Consider the following 16,742-nt stretch of genomic DNA (forward strand, 5'->3'; position numbering starts at 1 on the left):
CGCAGAGAACTCCGGCGCTGCGCGCCTCCGGGCCGAGGATCGCATTCCCGCCCGGCCTGAAGGCCGGGATTCCCTGCGAAGAACAAGGGATGGACGCCGTTGCCCGTCACGATGCATGCAGGAGGAACACCCGCCCGCCTAGCCCGGATTGTGCGCACGCAGGCGGTCGGACCAGTTCACGACGAGCGGGATGACCTGGCCGGTGGCCAGGAAGAGGACTCCCATGGCGAGCCAGCCCGGTTCGCCCCAGCCGATGCAGACCAGGCCGAGCAGCGGCGGGCCGATCGCGTTGGACAGCCCCTGGCCGATGGCGAACAGGCCCGAGTACTGGCCCTGTGCGTATTCCGGGGCGAGACCGAAGGACAGTTCGAACGAGGCGGCGCTGTGCCACAGTTCGCCCACGGTGTGGACGACCACGCCGAGCACGACGACGACCACGGCGATCCATCCGGGCGCACCGCCCGCCGCCGCGATGAGAGCGGTGGCGAGGAGGAACGCCGCCCCCGCGCGGCGCGCTGTCCGGCCGGCCGCCGCGTTGTTGTCGACGCCGCGGCTGACCCGCACCTGCAGGCAGACCACGAGGGCGGTGTTGACCGCCACGCTGGCGCCGACGAACCATCGCGGCGCCTCGGTGTGCCCGATGATCCACAGCGGCAGGGCGAAGATCAGCACCTGGGTCTGGATGGACATGATGCCGTCCAGGACGGTGAGCACCACGTACGGCTTGTCCTTCAGCGCCAGCCAACGGCCTCCCTCCGCCGGGGCGTTGACCGGCAACACGGGCGGGACGCGGGAGGTGAAGGCCGCGGAGACGAGGAACGCGACGGCGGTGCCGAGGATGAGGCTCACGTACGCGGTCCTGGTGTCCAGCTGGACGGCGACGCCGGCCGCGAGGGCTCCGCAGCCGACGGCGATGTTGTTGAGGGCGCGCAGGTAGGAGCGGTACCGGGTGGGGTTCGGGGCACCCAGGGAGCGGGTCAGCGGGCCGCGGGCGGCCTGGCCGGCCGCGGTGGCGAGCTCGGCCACGCACAGGACCGCGATCAGCGACGGGACGGAGCGCACGAACACCAGTGCCGCCACGGCGAGGGCCTGCACGACGATCGCGAGCCGGAAGACCTCGCGCGGGCCGCGCCGGTCGGCCAGGTGGCCCACGGGGATGCCTGCGGCGAGTCCGATCAGGGCTGCGGCGCCCAGGGCGAATCCGACATGGGAGACCGGGAGGCCTACGGAGCGGGTGAAGAACAACGCGGCCCCGGAAATGAAGAGGCCCTTGCCGATCTGATTGATGAAGGTCGCGGTGGCGAAGGCGCGTTTGGGGCTCGTCTCGGGTATGAGGCCACGGGCCGCCAGCCAGGACAGTAACCCTCCTTCGGTGCCCCCCTTCCCTGCCGCCGTCTCGGTTGGTTCGCTTTGCCGGCGCCGGCTCCTGGTGTCCAACTGGCTCTCCCTCCGACTCTGGGTGATGACATGTGCTCGGGTGTCCTCATGCCGAGAACGCCGTCCGTCGCCGCCTGGCTGCCGAGTGCTTCCGAGGTCGCGAGCGCTGCCTCGCACGGCTTGACGGACGCCGTTGCCGGTCAGGCGGACTTGTGGCGGGCGCCGCCCTCGATGTGGATCGTCTCGCCGGAGACAAAGCCCGCGCGCAGGAGCCACATCACTGTGTCGACGACGTCGTCGGCCTCGCCGTGGCGTCCTACGAAGGTCCGGGCCGCGCTCTTGCTCAACAAGGCGGCCTTGTTGTCGCCAAGGCGATCCCATGCGCCCGAGTCCACGACACCGGGCGAGACGGCATTGACCCGTACCGGCGCCAGATCCGCCGCCAGGTGGCGCGCGGCGTACTCGACCGCACCGTTCGTGACGCCCTTGACGAGTGATCCCGGCCCAGGGCGCCAGCCGACCACACCGGAGAACAGCACCATCGACCCGGTCGGCCGCAGGATCGACGCGAAGTGCTTGGCCACCAGCATCGGGCCGACCACCTTCGCCGTGAACGCGGCCAGCAGCTTGTCGCGATCCAGCTCGCTCGCGCGAACGTCGTGCGGCGCCGAACCGGTCGTCACGATGTGGTCGATTCCGTCCTTCAGCCGTTCTGCCGCGGCTGCGAGCGTCGACTCGTCCTGCAGATCGACCCGCACCGCTGTGGCGCCGATCTCGCGCGCCAGCGCGTCGGCCGCAGCCAGCTCGCGGGCACCGACAACAACCTCGTACCCGTCCTTCGCCGCACGCCTCGCGACGGCCGCGCCGAGCGCCCGTGCACCGCCGATGACCAGGATCCGTTCCATGTTTCCCGACTCCCTTTCATAGGATCGAGCACCACGGTATGGTTTTGATACCGGTATCTTCAACGAAACTGGGAGCAGCGATGGGCAAGGCGTACAACGTGATGGCAGCGACCTGTCCGAGCCGCACGGTGCTGCACCGTATCGGCGCCCGCTGGACCGTGTTCGTCGTCAACGCCCTCGACGAGGGACCTCGTCGCTTCAGCGAACTGAAGGGGCACATCCGGGGCATCACCCCGAAGACCCTCACCGAGACTCTGCGCTCCCTGGAAGCCGACGGTCTGATCAGCCGCCACGCGTACGCCGAGAACCCGCCCCGCGTCGAGTACACCCTGACACCGCTGGGCCGCTCGCTGCTCATCCCGCTCCGCGCCGTACGGCTCTGGGCCGAGGAGCATGTCCCGGACATCGAGGCGGCCCGATGCCGCCAGCCGATTCCCTGACCCAGGAGTCGACTGCCGACATGCACCGTTCCTATTCCGGGGGCACCGACGGAACTCGCTGGTCAGGGGATACGCCGGGGCATCTGAAGATCGTTTCCCGCGCGGTACCCCCGTTTTTCCCGCATACCTGGTCAACTGCGCACTGGGGGAAGCTCACGCCAGGAGTCCACGGCCCTCACCACTCTCGCTGTGGACCGTGCGGTGCCGCACCGTTGTGGAGAAGTCCGCCGCCAGCACGTTGCTCAGGGGTCTCCACCTCGCCCTCCCGAACAAGACCGGACGCCCCTCGCCAGCGGCGGATAGTCACTCTGAACAGCCTGACGATGTTGGCCGCAGGCCCCACGTCTGCAGGGCATAGGGCCGTCCCTTCTCCTCTCCCTCGATCAGCGGCACGTCCAGCCGGCCGAAGCCCGCCTTGGTGGCCACGGCGACACTGGCAGCATTTTCGGCCTCCAACTCCAAGATCACCTGTTCCACGCCCAGTTGCCCGAAGGCATATGCGGCCATCACCCGCACCGCCCGCGCGGCCAGCCCCTGGCCGCGGTACGCCGGGCCGACCGCGTAGCCAATCTCTGTGCCCTCTGGAGCGCGCCGCAGCATCACCTCGCCGAGCGGCACGCAGCCGTCAACGGTGATGGCGAGCGGGATGGTCGTGCCATCCGCCCGCATCTGCCGGTCCTGGTCCAGCCGTGCGCGAGCGGCCGCTTCGTCGAAGGGTGAGACCATCGGCGTCCAGTGCGCGATGTCGGGATGATCGAACAAATCCGGCATCGCGGCCAGGTCTGCTTCCGTCCAGTCACGCAGGACGAGCCCTGTCGGCGGTCACGTAATTCCCCACCAGCGGCGTCAGCCTCCCCGCCCGCACGTTCGAACGAGGCGGGTTTCTCCTGCGACTGGTGATCCGCATGTGGTTTGATCCGGTCGGCTCAGCTGATAAAAGCTGGTTCGTGCCCCGTCTCGTGCGTGAAGATTCCCGGTGTGGCGGACAAGGAACCTACCGAAGAAGAAGCACCGGACGGACTGTTGGGGTGGTGCCTGGTGGCCAACGTGGCGCAGGAAACCACGCACGGCGAGGACGGCCTCGACATCCAGCGCGGCACGAAGCACTTCCCGGTAGGCGCCCTGCTGTGGATCCCGCCCACGATCTGGGACCCCGGCCCGGGCCGCTGGCGCGCGGTCGGACGGCACAGGGGCAACGGCCGCCGGTACGTCAACATGGTCGTACGCGCGGACGACCTGGAGAACTTCCGGGTCAAGGGTGTCTACAGCGAAGGTCTCGTCCGCAGCCTCAACGGCTACGGCCACGACCCCGCCGCCCCGCGCACCCTCCAGAACCCGTGGACTCGTGAGCGGGCCCAGAGCTGGGCGGACGGCCGGAACGACCTCCGGGAGAGGATCGTCATCGACGGCCGGCGTCACCCGCAGATCAGGGTCCCCAACCCGCCGCCAGCAGAACTCCAGGTCGGCGGCGAAATCCTGCACCTCGCCCAGTACGGCATCAGGGGACCCCACTACAGCCGCATGCCTCCTCCCGTGGAATGGGTCCCCGAGACCTGAGACATGGTGTTCGAACATGCGGGCGGGGAAGCTGACGCCGCTGGTGGGGAATTACGTGACCTTCCACACCGGATGCTCCCGCGGAGGCTGCATGAGGTGCGGGACCTCAAGGATGTCACCGGCGATCTGGGGGTCGCTGTCACTCACGCACCGACCGCCCTGGTCGCCGACAGCCGGACCGCAGTGGGTTTGGCGGCTGTCGCGGACTCCGGGCCCCGGACCTCGGCCGGGAGGCCCGCGGTGACGGAGGCGGTGTGGGCGAGGACTGTGAACGGACCGTCGTCAAAGGACATGAGGTGGGCACAGCACCGGGCACGCATCAGGCTGGAGGCTTCCATCGTGTTCATTACTGTTCGGGACGACGCCCAAGTCGCGCAGCCCGCCGAAACGACGAACCCGTGCATGGCCGGCGGAAACTCAACGATCGCATCCGGTAGGACAACGGCTTCGCAGTCCAGGGCCGCCCTGCCGATACCCGGCGCGCGGGCCGCACCCTGCGGTCGTCCGATATCCAGGCCCTTCATCCTCTGGCCGAAGCCCCGGCCCTCCGCGCCGCCGAGCAGGGCGTCGACGCGGAGCTCGCAGCCCTTGTCGCCGCACCTGGGCAGGTCACGGGAGACGGTCGATTGATGAGCACCTCCATCACCCAGCGCGTTCCCGGCTGCGGCGCTACCCGGGTGCGGGGGCCGATTCCTCGCGAGTGGCGTACGCGCGGATGAACGCGTGGACTCCGTCGACCATGATCTGGCGGACCTTCTCCGGGTCGACGGTGGCGGGAACCGGTTGGCGTTCGTAGGCCAGCAGGATGGTCAGGGCGCTGAAGTGGTCGGCGGCCAGGCGCGGGTTGTCCGTGTCCAGGAGGCCGGCGTCGACGAAGTGGGCGATGCGTTCCGTCAGCTCCTGCGACACGGCGTCCGTCGCGAGGTCGTCCTGGGTCGTCGGCGTCTGCAGGCGCTGCTGGGCGACGAGGGCGAAGGCGGCGGCGTAGTCGGTGGAGCCGACGATCGACGCGCCGAGGTCGATCGCCAACGCCGTGAATGCCTGCTCCAGTTGCGGCACCGTCGTGATCCGCGCGTCCGCGGGGAGGTGTTCGTCGAGCGCCCGGCGGCTCGTGGCCAGCATCGACTCGGAGGCGGCGGAGAGGATGGCCAGGAAGAGCCGTCGTTTGTCGCCGAAGTAGTCGTACACCGTGCGCTTGGACACTCCGGCCCGGGCCGCGACGGCGTCCATGCTGACGCGGTCCACTCCTTGGCGCACGAACAGGTCCCGTGCGGCGGCGAGGATCGCCGTCCGCTTCTCCGTGGACCCCTCGCGCACCGTCTTCTCCGTACCGGCAGTGCTCATCCGTACCTCCGGAGAGCCACACTACACCGTACAGTCCACTACTACACTGCACGGTGTAGTGTGCTCGTTATGACTTCACCAGCTACGGCCTCGCAGGCCGCGACACCCGTGCCCGATCGCCGGCTGAACCTGATCAGCCTCGTCCTGGCCCTCGGGGTGTTCATCACGCTCCTGGACACCACGATCGTCAACATCGCTCTCGACCATCTGCGTACCGTGTTCGACGCCTCGGTCGCCCAGACACAGTGGGTCTCCACGGGCTACCTGCTGGCCTTCGTGTCGGTGATCCCGGTGAGCGGGTGGCTGTCCGAACGGTTCGGGGCGCGCAACGCCTGGATGTCCGCCGTCGGCGCCTTCCTCGCCGGCTCGCTCCTGTGCGGCCTCGCGGGTTCGCTGCCCGCCCTCATCGCCTTCCGGGTGCTCCAGGGAATCGGCGGCGGCATGGTGATGCCGATCACGCTCTCCATCGTCACGCGGGCCGCCGGCCCGGAACGCATCCACAAGGCCACCGCCGCGGTCGCGCTTCCCGGCCTGCTCGGCCCGATCCTCGGATCGGTGCTCGGCGGCGCCATCGTGCAGTCGCTGAGCTGGCACTGGCTGTTCCTCGTGAACGTGCCGGTCTGCCTCGCCGCACTCATACTCGGCCGCTCCCTGCTGCCCGCCACCGCCGGACAGCGCGGCCACCGGCTCGACATCCCCGGCTTCCTCCTGCTCACCCCGGGCGTCGTCGCCGTCGCTTACGGCATCGGCGAGACGTCCGGAAAGGACGGCTTCGCGGCCGCCGGCGCCTGGCTCCCCCTCGTCACCGGCGCCGTCCTGCTCGCGGCCTTCACCCTCCACTCGCTGCGGGCTCGCCGTCCCGCCCTCATCGACGTGCGCCTCTTCGCGCGCCGCAGCTTCGGCCTGAGCAGCGTCATCACCTTCGCGAGCGGGTTCTCCACCTACGCCCTGTCATTCCTGCTCCCCCTCTTCTACCAGCAGGTCCGCGGCGAGACGGTGCTGCACACGGGCCTGCTGCTCATCACGCAGGGACTCGGCACGATGTTCTTCGTCGTGGCCCTGCGCAACCTTGCGGCACGGCTCGACAGCCGCTTCGTCATCGCCGCCGGCATGGCGATCACCATGATCGGGACAGTGCCGTTCGCCCTGGCGGACGCCCACGGCGGAACCGCACTGCTGCTGGCCGGGCAGTTCGCCCAGGGGCTCGGCTTCGCCGCCACCACCTTCCCGGTCACGACCCTCGCACTGGCCAACCTCAGCCACGACGAGACCCCCCGGGCCAGCGCGGCGTTCAGCGTCGTACAGCGCGTGGGCGCGCCCTTCGGCGTCGCGATCATCGCCGTGATCCTGCAGAACCGGCTCGACGGTGCGACGACCGCGGCCGACGCACTCGCCGCGTTCTCCGGAACGTTCTGGTGGATCTTCGCGCTGAGCGCCGCCCCGCTCGTCCTGGCCTTCCTCGTCCCGTCACGCAAGCACACCGCTGCCGCACCGGAACCCGCAAGGCCCGAGAAGCAGGCAGAGCCCGCCGCCCCGGCGCAGTAGACGCACGAGGGGCCGTGCGCGAAACGCGCCGGCCCCGTCCCCCGCCCCTGCCCGACCCGCCGCCGGGCAGGGGCGCAGGCCCCTGACATTCCCCGCCGGCGGTCTCGCCAGGCTCCTCATTCTCCACCGCTGCCGTCGACTGCGTCTTCCACGCGGCCCGCATCGGAGCACGGCCCGGCCTCGGCATGCGCGCCGATCGACGGAGCGGGGAACCGCCGCTCACCGTCATCCCTCCTCGACGAGGAACCTCCGCACCAGCTTCCCCGCCTCGTCCCGGCACTCCTCGAAGTAGGCGTGCCGGGCGCCCGGGAAGAGGTGGGTGCGGGCACCGGGGATACGGGAGGCGAGCAGCGGGAGGTTGTCCGGCGGGGTCAGCCGGTCCTGGTCGCCGTGGAGGATCAGGGTGGGTGCCGCAACACGCGGCAGTTCGCTCCAGGCATCGTGCCCGTTGCTGGCGATGAGATGACCGCGGCGCGCGTGGGCCGGCATCCGCGGGTCGCCGAGGGTGCGGTAGGGGCCGGGGTGCGCGGCCCGCCAGACGGGCGAGTACATCAGGTCGGCCAGCACCCGCCGTACAGCCTCCGCGTCCGGCTGTGCGAGGGACCGCCGTACCGACGCGTCGCGTTCCACGGCGTGCGGACCGCCCGGAGAGGTGCAGCCCAGGACCAGTCGGCGGACCCGCTCCGGGTGGCGGATCGCGAGCGCCTGCGCGACCCGGCCGCCCATCGAGGTGCCGTACACGTCGGCGCGCGCGATACCGAGCGCGTCCAGGACCGCGACGACATCGTCCGCGAACTGCCGGATGGAGTACGGCCCCTCGGGCTTGTCGCTGTCGCCCGTGCCGCGCAGGTCCAGGGTGACGGTGGAGCGCACGGTGTGGAAGTCCTCGCGCACGCCGTCCCACCAGTGGTGGTCGTTCGCCTGCCCGGCGAGCAGCACCAGCGGTGGCCCCTCCCCATGGTGCTGGTAGGCCAGGGCGGTGCCGTCCTGGGCGCGGGCGAAGACCGGAGCCGGCCGGTCGCGTTCGGTCATCGATGTCCTTCGGACGGGCGCGCGGGCGCGTGGGCGGCGCGTGGTGTCATATGAGTCCTCCTGACGGTAGCCCGGGCAGCAGGACGGCAGGAGCGCTCTCGGTGTTCTGCCCGACGAGGACCCAACGATCGCCGGCACCGTCCACGAGTTCGTCGACAAGAAGGTCCGGCCCGCCGCCGGGGAGTCCGCGTCGCCGGACCGGTCCGCGGCCGACGGGCGGCCGCGGGAGAGCGGGCGCGCCGGGCCGGAGTGGGAGTCCTCTCCCGACGGCCGTGCTCCGGCTCCCCCGTCCGGGAGGGATGCCCTCGGAGGAAGATCCCCCCTGCGGGCCGCTCAGGAAGCGAGGAGGTCGACGTGTTGGGCGTAGAGGGCGGCCTGAGTGCGGCCGGTGGCGCCGATCTTGAAGTAGATGCTGCCGAGATGGTTCTTCACGGTCTTCTCGGATATGCCGAGCCTGCGGGCGATGAGCCGGTTGCTCAACCCCCAGGCCAGCAGGCGCAGTACGCCCCGCTCGCGTGCGGTGAGGGCGGGGCCGGCGGGCGGCGCGTCTTTCCCGGGAACGGGCACCGCGGCGGACGGAGCCGCTTCCCCGGCGTCGGTCAGGCCGACGTGCTGGGCGTAGAGGGCGGCCTGGGTACGGTCGGTGGCGCCGATCTTGAAGTAGATGCTGCCGAGATGGTTCTTCACGGTCTTCTCGGATATGCCGAGCCTGCGGGCAAGGAGCCGGTTGCTCAACCCCCAGGCCAGCAGGCGCAGTACGTCCAGCTCCCGGCAGGTGAGTTTCGCGGCTGGTACTTCTTCCACGTCTTGCCTCCTCCTTGCTTCTCCCAAAGGACATGAGAAAAAGAGCTGTTGCCGGCAACGAGTGGTGACGCTGTGTCAGCAGGCTGTCGGGGCGGCGGCGTGACGGTGTGAAGCCCTTGCGCCAGGAACCTAGGTCGCAAAACCGCCCGGGTCGGCGCTGCTACGACTTCCGTCACACGCCACCGCGCTCAAAGGCACATCCGGCCCCGCGTCGTCGTTGCGATGGCACGCCCCCCTCAGTATGATTCGTTCGTGAAGGTTTTTTTAGGAGGAGGCGCGATGCAGGACAGGGCCCAGCGGACCCGCGAACGCATCCTGGACGCCGCCGCCGAGGAGTTCGCGACGCACGGCCACGAAGGCGCGACACTGCAGGCGGTGGCCGACCGGGTCGGCATGACCAAAGGCGCGGTGTACGGGCACTTCACCTCCAAGCAGGCAGTGGCGGCCGCGCTCGAGGCATACGGCGCCCTGGCACTGTCCGCACTCCGCCCCGACAGCCGAGCACCGGACCCGGTGGACACGCTGCGCCGGCTCGTCAGCGAGTTCGGCACACGACTGCAGTCGGACATCCGGCTGCGCGCGGCACTCCGGCTACAGGTGTCACACCCCGCCGCGCACCCGCCCACGGTCCTGTCCGACCTGCTCCAGCACACCAGCGAGACCGTGCGAGCCGCCCAGGAAGGAGGAGCGGTCGCCGCGGACCACCCGCCGCGCCTCATCGCCGGGTGTCTCCTGACGCTCGTCTGCGTCGGCGCCGGCGCGGTCACCCCCGAAGAGCTGCACCCCCGCCCCTGTGACGTACAGGAAGTCACGGACATCGCCCTCAAGCTCCTCAACGCCAAATGACAGACCGTCACCTCGGTTCTGGCCGCGTCCACCCGGGCGCGCCGACACTCACTCGACCCGGGAAACAGGAGTACCGCCCGCCATGCCCCATGCATCCATACGTGTTGTGATCGCGGACGAGCAGAGCCTGCTGCGCGAGTCCCTGTGCGCGCTGCTGGACACGGAGCCCGGCGTCGAGGTCGTGGGCCAGACGGGCCATGCGGCAGAACTACTCCCCCTGGTCGCCCAGACCCGTCCCGACCTCGTAGTCCTCGACGTCCACATGGCCCCCGCCGACAACCGGGAGGCCCTCGTCAACCGCCTCCTGCACGGCGTACCGGCCTGCCATGTACTCGTGCTGTCCATGCTGGACCAGCCGCGCATGGTGCAGTCCCTGCTGGACCTGGGCATCCACGGCTACCTGCACAAGAGCATCGGCTACGGCGTCCTCATCGACGCCGTGCGCGCACAGCGGGAGAGCCGCGCGCACCAGACGGTGACGCTGCCGCTGCGCCGGGGCCCCCTGCACGCGGTCGGCACCGATCCGTCCTGCGAGCCGGAGCTGTCAGCACGCGAGGTGGAGGTCCTCACCCACGCGGCGGCGGCCCTGAGCAATCGTCAGATCGCTGTCCGGCTCGGTATCGCGGAGGGCACCGTCAAGCGGCATCTCAGCAACATCTTCGAAAAACTCGACGCGGTCAGCCGCCTGGACGCCGTCAACAAGGCCGCCTCCATGCGGTTCATCCACCCCGGCGACACCCGCGGCGCAGTCCAGCTGCGCGTGGCGACCTGAGGAGAGCCGTGCCGGCCGAGGTCTCGGACGCCTGCCGGTAGGGCACCAGGAAGACCGTGCACGACAGCACGAAGGCGGCGCACCACACAAGCCGGGCCGACGCACGGCTGCGGGAAAGGCCAGTCGCCGGTGCCGCGCACTGTGTACGCGTCGATGGCGGCCAGTGCCTCTGCGGTCAGCGGCCGGGCGTCCAACGCTGCCCTGTCGGCCTTCAGCCGGGGAACACCGCCGGCCCCGATGACCGCCGAGGTGGCTTCCGGCCGGCGCAGCACCCGGCTCGGGGCGAGCGGCACGAGGCCCTGGCCACGTTCGCCCGCGACCGAGTCGAGCGCCCGGCCCGCTGAACACACGCGTCGACGATGTCGGCGGCGGACGGGAACATGCTGGTCGCGGCTCGGCTGTCCGATACCACGGTGGCGCCGCGGTACCGATCGGCGAGCAGGCCCTGCGCGAGCGGGGAGAACGCCGTGCCGCCGATGCCGGGCCGGGCCGGTTTGGTTCGGTGAAAAGCCCCTGCTCGGGCATCCGGTCGAACACCGAGCAGCGGTGCTGGTGGAGCGTCAGGGGGACACCGCTGCCGACGGGCACCTCGGCGGCCTGCCGGTCCTCGTCCGGGGAAGTCGCGCCAGAGCCCCAGGGACAGCGGCGGCGGCAGAAGCCCGCTGCGCCCGGCCGGGAAACCGATGAGGCGCCGCCGGGCGGCGGCGCCTCCAGACGGTGACAGGTCAGGCGCAGACCGCCGACGCGTAGGCGTCAGCCGCCGTCTCCATGCGCAGGACTCCGTGCGCCGCGGCAGTGTGCACGTCGCGCCAGCACCGCTGCAGGGAACCGCTGTCGCTCCGGGCATGCCGACCGCCCGTACGGAAGAGGCGCTCCACGGCCGACACCAGCAGGTCGGCGGCGAATGCGGCGTCACGCCGGTTCCGGGTGACGACGTCCGCGCAGACGGCGGCGGTGTCGGCCCGCCACGCCGCCCGCTCCAGCAACAGCGCGGCGGCGTCGATCTCCGCCGACGAGCGGGCCAACGTCTCCCGTACGGATGCCTGCGCACGGGCGGGAGCAGCGGCGCCGGCAGGCAGGCACGCCCACACCGACCAGGCCTTGAGGGCATGGCGTGCGCAACCCAGCACAGGCGCGGCAAAGAGCAGGCCTCCCCCCATGTGGGCGGGCACGGTGTGGCAGCGGGCCCGCCCGGGCCCGGGCATCCCGTACAGCAGGCTCGTGAAGGGAAAGGTGCGGTGGCCGGGCACGGTGACCGGGGCGACGACGACCGTGTTGCTGCCGGTCCCGCGCAGGCCCGTGCTGTGCCACACATCGCGGACGGCTACCTGCTCTCGTGGTACCAGGAAGACACGTGCGGGACGCTCGGCGCCGGAGGTGTCCCGGGCCGCGAGCAGCAGCCAGTGGGCCGACTCCGCGCCGCTGACGCACTCCCATTCGCCCTGCAGCCGCCAGCCGCCGGCCGCCGGCTCGGCGGAACCGGCCGGCGGCATCACACCGGCCGCAATGCGGACGTCGGGACTCGTTCCCCACAGCTCACGCTGGCCGGCCGGGGGCAGACAGGCGGCAAAGCGGCCGTGCGCGGCCCACAGCGCCGCGCACCAGGCGGCGGAGGCGCACGCCTCGCCCAGTGCGGCGACCGCGGGCTGCAGTTCGCTGAACGTGCCCTGCGCTCCGCCCCAGCGGCTGGGCACGAAGTGCCGGGGGAAGCCCGCCTCACAGGCCGCGCGCACCACCTCGGGATGCAGACCGCGGTCCCGGTCGGCCCGCGCGGCATGGCGGGCGGCCACGCCCGCCGCCTGTGCGGCGCGGGCCGCCAGCTCGCGCCCCGCCTCGGAGCGGGATCCGGGCGCGGACCTGGCAGAGGCCTCCAGGACGGGCCCGTCGACAGCGGTCATCGGATACCTCCGGGGAAACGCCGGCCTTCGGGCCGGGGAGGAATCGGACTCCTGCGGAGCAGGGCAGGGGGCTGGGATTCGCCGCCAGGGCGGATCGCGGTGCTCTGACGTGCAGATTTGGACGTGACCAGTAGTGGCCCTAGTTTGTGAGCGTGGTCACGAAGCACGTGAAGCGGGCGTTCAAGTACCGTTTCTGTCCGACGGATGCTCAGGCGGCGGAGCTGTCGCGCACCTTCGGATGCGTGCGGAAGGTCTACAACATGGCCCTCGACGCCCGTACCCAGGCATGGACGCGGCAGGAACGGGTCAACTACAACCAGACCTCCGCGCTGCTGACGGCGTGGAAGAAGACCGAGGAACTGGCCTACCTGAACGAGGTGTCGTCGGTTCCGCTCCAGCAGGCTTTGCGGCACCTGCAGGTGGCGTTCACCCACTTCTTCGGCAAGCGGGCGAAGTATCCGCGCTTCAAGTCGCGGAAGAAGTCCCGCAGGAGCGCGGAGTACACCACCAGCGGTTTCCGCTTCCGTGAAGGCGGGCTGACCCTTGCCAGGATGGCCGGGCCGCTGGACATCGTGTGGTCGAGGCCGCTCCCGGAGGGTGTCACGCCGTCCACGGTCACTGTGTCCCAGGACGCGGCCGGACGCTGGTTCGTGTCGATGCTCTGCGACGACGCGGTCACCCCGGCCCCGGCCACCACGAACGCGGTCGGTATCGATCTGGGGATCACGTCCCTGGCGACACTGTCCACCGGGGAGAAGATCACCAACCCGAAACACGAGCGCACAGACCGGGCCCGCCTCGCCCGGGCTCAGCGGGAACTGTCCCGCAAGGCCAGGGGCGACGGAGCCAACCGGGCCGGGGCCCGCCGTAGGGTCGCCCGTGTCCATGCCCGGATCGCCGACCGGCGCCGGGACTTCCTCCACAAGCTGACCACCCGTCTCGTCCGTGAGAACCAAACGGTCGTGATCGAGGACCTCACCGTCCGCACCATGGTCAAAAACCACAAGCTCGCCCGCGCCATCTCCGACGCGGCGTGGAGCGACCTGCGGACGATGCTGGAGTACAAAACCGCGTGGTACGAGCGGGAGCTGGTGGTCGTGGACCGCTGGTTCCCCAGCTCGAAACTGTGCAGTGCCTGCGGCACGATCCGCGGGAAGCTGCCGCTCAACGTCCGCGAGTGGACGTGCGCGCCGTGTGGTGCGGTCCATGACCGGGACGTGAACGCGGCGAAGAACCTTCTGGCCGCCGGGCTGGCGGCATCTGTCTGTGGAGCCGGTGTAAGACCTCAACGGGAGTCCTCCCGGACGGGGCAGTCGGCGGTGAAGCAGAAACCCCCACGGCGCGAGCCGTAGGAATCCCCCTCGTTCACGAGGAGGAGGAAGTCAAGACGATGACTCCTCAGGTATCACGGATACCTCACGCCGCTGACAAGGACGTGAGTCCGGCAGGCCTGGGCATGCCGTTGCGAACCGGGGAAAACAGGGCCGCGGCCCTGTGGGCACATGCAGGCGCCGGGTGCCCCGTGCGGTACGACAGCGCTGGGCGCCCGCCGGAATGCGGGTACGTCAGACGAGCCCGGGAGCGGCCGCCGGCGCCCTGCTGCCGGCGGCCCAGGACATCGACACGGTCGACAGCAGCACACCGGACTGAACCGCCTCGACACGCAGCAGTGCCGGGCTCCCGGCGTCCGCCGGCAGGCGGTGTTGCGTCATCACCAACCGGATGGGCGCATCGAGTTCCGCGAAGGCCAGGCAGTCCATGGACGCCCCGGTCAGCGTGTGCGGGACAGCGGCGTCCCCTTCGGTGGTCTGCAGGTATCCCAGCTGGCGGAAGCCCTCCAGCAGCACCATGAGCGGTACGTGATCGGTGGGGTGGTCGAAGAGGATGGCGTGGCCCAGGTCGAGTTCCAGGTCCCACTCCCCTGGCCGTCCGGCCGACTTCAGGACACTGTCCTTGGCCCGCAGCCGCCCCACCTGGTGGGCGGGAAGCCGCTCGGCCTGCGCTGCCCGGTCCGCCGCCCGGCCCGGCCCGGCCGGCAGGCCTCCACGCCGCCGGAGAAGCCCGTAACGCTTCTCGTCCACCGCGACCACCCGGAGACTGCCCCGCGCGCACGGCACGTCGCCGACGGTGAGAACGGCCTCGATGCGCATTCCGTAGCGCTGCGGCGGCCGGTGGCCGGTCCAGGCCCAAGCCACCTCGAGGACGACGGGCAGCGGCGTCGCACCGACCTTCAGCAGGTCGGGGTCGGTGATCTCGAAGTCCATGTCGCGGCCGACGAACCGGTGCGTCAGCGGCACCTCGTAGTACTGGTGCGCCAGATACACCAACGCTTGCCGAATCGTTTCGACAAACAGCAGCGGGTCCACGCAACCGTTGCCGTCCGGGTAGTACAGCGCGTGGTCGCGCGGCCATTGGGCGGCGACCAGGAAACGGTCCTGCCCCTCGGCGACGGCATCGGTGAGATAGACCTCCGCCACCGATGCCCGGTGAACCAGGTGACGCGGGATGGGCCGGACGAAGGCGAGTTGCTGCCGGATGGACGCGGTCACGGGAGTCAGTAGATCGACAGGCTCCCGCCCGGACGTTGCGTGACGCATGATTTCCCCCAGTTTGTGGTCACACCTGACGCCCTCTCGGGCCGACATTCGTCGCGCGGCCAAAAAATATACCTTCCAGAAGGTATCTGCAAGGCTTCCGAACCCTTCCCGGGCCCCGAGGGACACTTCCGGCCACCTTCCAGGGGCACGCCGGCAGCAGGGCGGCACAGGCGCCCCCTTACAGTCCGGCAACCGCCCGCGAAGGTGCCCGGGAGGGAACGGGACATGAACGTTCACCCGGAGGAGTTCCACGAGGCCCCTGGCCCGTTTCCGGCCACCGCACCGCGACCGTCCTCGGCGCGGACAGACCGCCGTGCGGGTTCACCTGCAGCGCGCCCTTCGCCCCGCCCATGGAACCGCCCCTGCCCGAGGTCTGCGCGGACCGGCACCCCAAGACGCCGGCCACCATCCGCGTCGCGGGCGGCTTTGCGGTGAGCTTCCCCGCGGACGAGGGGTGCGAGGCCGTCATGGCCCCCGCCTGCGGGACGGACCGCAGATTCAGCAGGGCGACACGAGTCCCGGCATCCGGGGCGCGCCTGTCCCGGCGGACACGGCCGCGACCTGCGCCAGCAGCACGCCGGCACAGGCACGCAAGGCCGGGGGCCACCGGCTCCCCGCCGGCCGCACACAGGAGACCGAAGCCTTCCCGCGCAGGGCGGCGCTCTACCACCGAAGCACCTTCGGATCCTGGCCCACCCGCGCCCCCTTGCAGATGGCCACGGGCACACCTGCCCCCGCAGCAAGGCAGCCCGGGCGCTAAACATACCTGATAAAAGGTATGTTTAGCGGAGTCCCGAGCCCCCCTCGCCGTACACACAGCACACCAGCGCCCAAAGCACCAGGAGAGTCCGTGCCATCCGATTCCGTCCCGGCAAGTTCGCGATCCAGCCGCACGGCCAACGCCAAGGGCCAGGCATTCAAACAGGAACGCGCGCTGCGCACGCGTCGCTTGCTGCTGAACGCCGCCGCCGAGGCATTCGCCGACAAGGGGTTCCCCGGCGTCACCATCCTCGACATCGCCGAACTCGCCGAAATGACCAAGGGCGCCGTCTACTTCCACTTCGCCAACAAGGAGGCCGTCGCCCTCGCCCTGGCCGACGAGTTCTACGAGCGGCTCGCGGAACTGGTCGAGTCCGCACGCCAGGGAAGCGGGTCCCCGCTGGAGGCCGTGCGCAGCATCCTGACACGAACGGCCGCCGCCTTCCGGGACGACAAGGTCATTCAGGCCGGTGCCCGCCTGCAAGTGGAGCGAGCGTTCATCGAGGCCGCGCTGCCCCTCCCCTACATCGGGTTCACCAACACCCTCACCGAGGTGCTCACCGAGGCACACGGAGCGGGCCAGCTACGCCCCGACTGCGTTCCGGAAGCTCTTGGCCGCGTGTTGACCTCAGCGTTCTTCGGTGTCCAGCACATCTCGTGGGTGCTGCACGACCGCAAGGATCTCCCGGAGCGTATCCACGAGGTGCTGGAAACCACCCTGCGCCCCAATCAGCTCTGACCCGATGCCACGACCACGCACCGCCCAGGCGTCCGAAGCCGGCGCTTGAACGCCGGGGGCGCGGCGCACCGAGCGATCCCCGCCGCGCCCAGGCGTCCGAAGCCGGCGCTTGAACGCCGGGGGCGCG

16 protein-coding genes and 1 pseudogene are annotated in these 16,742 nt (G+C 70.5%); 7 read left to right on the forward strand and 10 right to left on the reverse strand.

Going from position 1 to position 16,742, the window contains the following annotated elements:
* Positions 1 to 138 precede the first annotated feature (138 nt).
* Positions 139 to 1,437, reverse strand: coding sequence for an MFS transporter (locus tag ACIRRY_RS49105; RefSeq protein ID WP_403986777.1), 1,299 nt, complete (start codon positions 1,435 to 1,437; stop codon positions 139 to 141).
* Positions 1,438 to 1,577: 140 nt separating this feature from the next.
* Positions 1,578 to 2,282, reverse strand: coding sequence for an SDR family oxidoreductase (locus ACIRRY_RS49110; RefSeq protein WP_403986780.1), 705 nt, complete (start codon positions 2,280 to 2,282; stop codon positions 1,578 to 1,580).
* Positions 2,283 to 2,362: 80 nt separating this feature from the next.
* Here ACIRRY_RS49110 and ACIRRY_RS49115 point away from each other — a divergent pair, with 80 nt between their 5' ends.
* Positions 2,363 to 2,722 (forward strand): winged helix-turn-helix transcriptional regulator, encoded by a 360-nt coding sequence (locus ACIRRY_RS49115; protein ID WP_403986783.1) that lies wholly within the window; start codon positions 2,363 to 2,365, stop codon positions 2,720 to 2,722.
* A gap of 303 nt (positions 2,723 to 3,025) precedes the next feature.
* Here the strand turns inward: ACIRRY_RS49115 and ACIRRY_RS49120 are convergent, their stop codons facing one another.
* On the reverse strand, positions 3,026 to 3,526 hold the full coding sequence (locus tag ACIRRY_RS49120; RefSeq protein ID WP_403986919.1) for a GNAT family N-acetyltransferase: 501 nt from the start codon (positions 3,524 to 3,526) through the stop codon (positions 3,026 to 3,028).
* Between the two features lie 174 nt (positions 3,527 to 3,700).
* On the opposite strand from ACIRRY_RS49120, the gene ACIRRY_RS49125 reads away from it, so the two are divergent.
* The gene (locus ACIRRY_RS49125) at positions 3,701 to 4,279 is read left to right on the forward strand and encodes a hypothetical protein (protein ID WP_403986786.1); all 579 of its coding nucleotides are present in this window, start codon (positions 3,701 to 3,703) and stop codon (positions 4,277 to 4,279) included.
* A gap of 69 nt (positions 4,280 to 4,348) precedes the next feature.
* Here the strand turns inward: ACIRRY_RS49125 and ACIRRY_RS49130 are convergent.
* The 3 genes and pseudogenes from ACIRRY_RS49130 to ACIRRY_RS49140 all read right to left on the reverse strand — a co-directional run.
* Positions 4,349 to 4,426: pseudogene (locus ACIRRY_RS49130) on the reverse strand (cysteine dioxygenase); the annotation flags it as partial.
* Entirely contained in the window at positions 4,423 to 4,572 is a 150-nt protein-coding gene (locus tag ACIRRY_RS49135; protein ID WP_403986789.1) for a hypothetical protein, read from the reverse strand. The pseudogene ACIRRY_RS49130 and the gene ACIRRY_RS49135, both read right to left, overlap by 4 nt.
* Before the next feature lie 376 nt (positions 4,573 to 4,948).
* On the reverse strand, positions 4,949 to 5,623 hold the full coding sequence (locus ACIRRY_RS49140; protein ID WP_403986792.1) for a TetR/AcrR family transcriptional regulator: 675 nt from the start codon (positions 5,621 to 5,623) through the stop codon (positions 4,949 to 4,951).
* Positions 5,624 to 5,692: 69 nt separating this feature from the next.
* Here ACIRRY_RS49140 and ACIRRY_RS49145 point away from each other — a divergent pair, with 69 nt between their 5' ends.
* On the forward strand, positions 5,693 to 7,168 hold the full coding sequence (locus ACIRRY_RS49145; RefSeq protein ID WP_403986795.1) for an MDR family MFS transporter: 1,476 nt from the start codon (positions 5,693 to 5,695) through the stop codon (positions 7,166 to 7,168).
* Positions 7,169 to 7,393: 225 nt separating this feature from the next.
* Here ACIRRY_RS49145 and ACIRRY_RS49150 read toward each other — a convergent pair whose 3' ends face one another.
* Positions 7,394 to 8,200 (reverse strand): alpha/beta fold hydrolase, encoded by an 807-nt coding sequence (locus ACIRRY_RS49150; protein ID WP_403986798.1) that lies wholly within the window; start codon positions 8,198 to 8,200, stop codon positions 7,394 to 7,396.
* A gap of 333 nt (positions 8,201 to 8,533) precedes the next feature.
* Positions 8,534 to 9,004: a response regulator transcription factor gene (locus ACIRRY_RS49155; RefSeq protein WP_403986801.1), complete on the reverse strand. Its 471-nt coding sequence runs from the start codon at positions 9,002 to 9,004 to the stop codon at positions 8,534 to 8,536.
* Positions 9,005 to 9,283: 279 nt separating this feature from the next.
* Between ACIRRY_RS49155 and ACIRRY_RS49160 the strand changes: the two genes are divergently transcribed.
* Positions 9,284 to 9,850 (forward strand): TetR family transcriptional regulator, encoded by a 567-nt coding sequence (locus tag ACIRRY_RS49160; protein WP_403986804.1) that lies wholly within the window; start codon positions 9,284 to 9,286, stop codon positions 9,848 to 9,850.
* 82 nt (positions 9,851 to 9,932) lie between these two features.
* A complete protein-coding gene (locus tag ACIRRY_RS49165) occupies positions 9,933 to 10,622 on the forward strand; it encodes a LuxR C-terminal-related transcriptional regulator (protein ID WP_403986806.1) in 690 nt (229 codons plus the stop codon).
* Positions 10,623 to 11,347: 725 nt separating this feature from the next.
* On the opposite strand, the gene ACIRRY_RS49170 is transcribed toward ACIRRY_RS49165, so the two are convergent.
* Positions 11,348 to 12,520: an acyl-CoA dehydrogenase family protein gene (locus ACIRRY_RS49170; RefSeq protein ID WP_403986809.1), complete on the reverse strand. Its 1,173-nt coding sequence runs from the start codon at positions 12,518 to 12,520 to the stop codon at positions 11,348 to 11,350.
* A gap of 146 nt (positions 12,521 to 12,666) precedes the next feature.
* Here ACIRRY_RS49170 and ACIRRY_RS49175 point away from each other — a divergent pair, with 146 nt between their 5' ends.
* Complete coding sequence (locus ACIRRY_RS49175; protein ID WP_403986812.1) at positions 12,667 to 13,872, forward strand: RNA-guided endonuclease InsQ/TnpB family protein; 1,206 nt, start codon at positions 12,667 to 12,669, stop codon at positions 13,870 to 13,872.
* A gap of 213 nt (positions 13,873 to 14,085) precedes the next feature.
* On the opposite strand, the gene ACIRRY_RS49180 is transcribed toward ACIRRY_RS49175, so the two are convergent.
* Complete coding sequence (locus ACIRRY_RS49180; protein ID WP_403986815.1) at positions 14,086 to 15,069, reverse strand: ScbA/BarX family gamma-butyrolactone biosynthesis protein; 984 nt, start codon at positions 15,067 to 15,069, stop codon at positions 14,086 to 14,088.
* Positions 15,070 to 15,967: 898 nt separating this feature from the next.
* On the opposite strand from ACIRRY_RS49180, the gene ACIRRY_RS49185 reads away from it, so the two are divergent.
* Positions 15,968 to 16,615 (forward strand): ScbR family autoregulator-binding transcription factor, encoded by a 648-nt coding sequence (locus tag ACIRRY_RS49185; RefSeq protein ID WP_403986818.1) that lies wholly within the window; start codon positions 15,968 to 15,970, stop codon positions 16,613 to 16,615.
* Positions 16,616 to 16,742 lie beyond the last annotated feature (127 nt).

Source organism: Streptomyces sp. NPDC101776, from assembly GCF_044766845.1.
Taxonomy (GTDB): Bacteria; Actinomycetota; Actinomycetes; order Streptomycetales; family Streptomycetaceae; genus Streptomyces.

Coding starts and splice junctions, on each gene's coding strand:
- ACIRRY_RS49165 (WP_403986806.1), top strand. CDS start 9,933: ATGCCCCATGCATCCATACGTGTTGTGATCGCGGACGAGCAGAGCCTG.
- ACIRRY_RS49115 (WP_403986783.1), top strand. CDS start 2,363: ATGGGCAAGGCGTACAACGTGATGGCAGCGACCTGTCCGAGCCGCACG.
- ACIRRY_RS49160 (WP_403986804.1), top strand. CDS start 9,284: ATGCAGGACAGGGCCCAGCGGACCCGCGAACGCATCCTGGACGCCGCC.
- ACIRRY_RS49135 (WP_403986789.1), bottom strand. CDS start 4,572: ATGTCCTTTGACGACGGTCCGTTCACAGTCCTCGCCCACACCGCCTCC.
- ACIRRY_RS49140 (WP_403986792.1), bottom strand. CDS start 5,623: ATGAGCACTGCCGGTACGGAGAAGACGGTGCGCGAGGGGTCCACGGAG.
- ACIRRY_RS49145 (WP_403986795.1), top strand. CDS start 5,693: ATGACTTCACCAGCTACGGCCTCGCAGGCCGCGACACCCGTGCCCGAT.
- ACIRRY_RS49170 (WP_403986809.1), bottom strand. CDS start 12,520: ATGACCGCTGTCGACGGGCCCGTCCTGGAGGCCTCTGCCAGGTCCGCG.
- ACIRRY_RS49150 (WP_403986798.1), bottom strand. CDS start 8,200: ATGACCGAACGCGACCGGCCGGCTCCGGTCTTCGCCCGCGCCCAGGAC.
- ACIRRY_RS49110 (WP_403986780.1), bottom strand. CDS start 2,282: ATGGAACGGATCCTGGTCATCGGCGGTGCACGGGCGCTCGGCGCGGCC.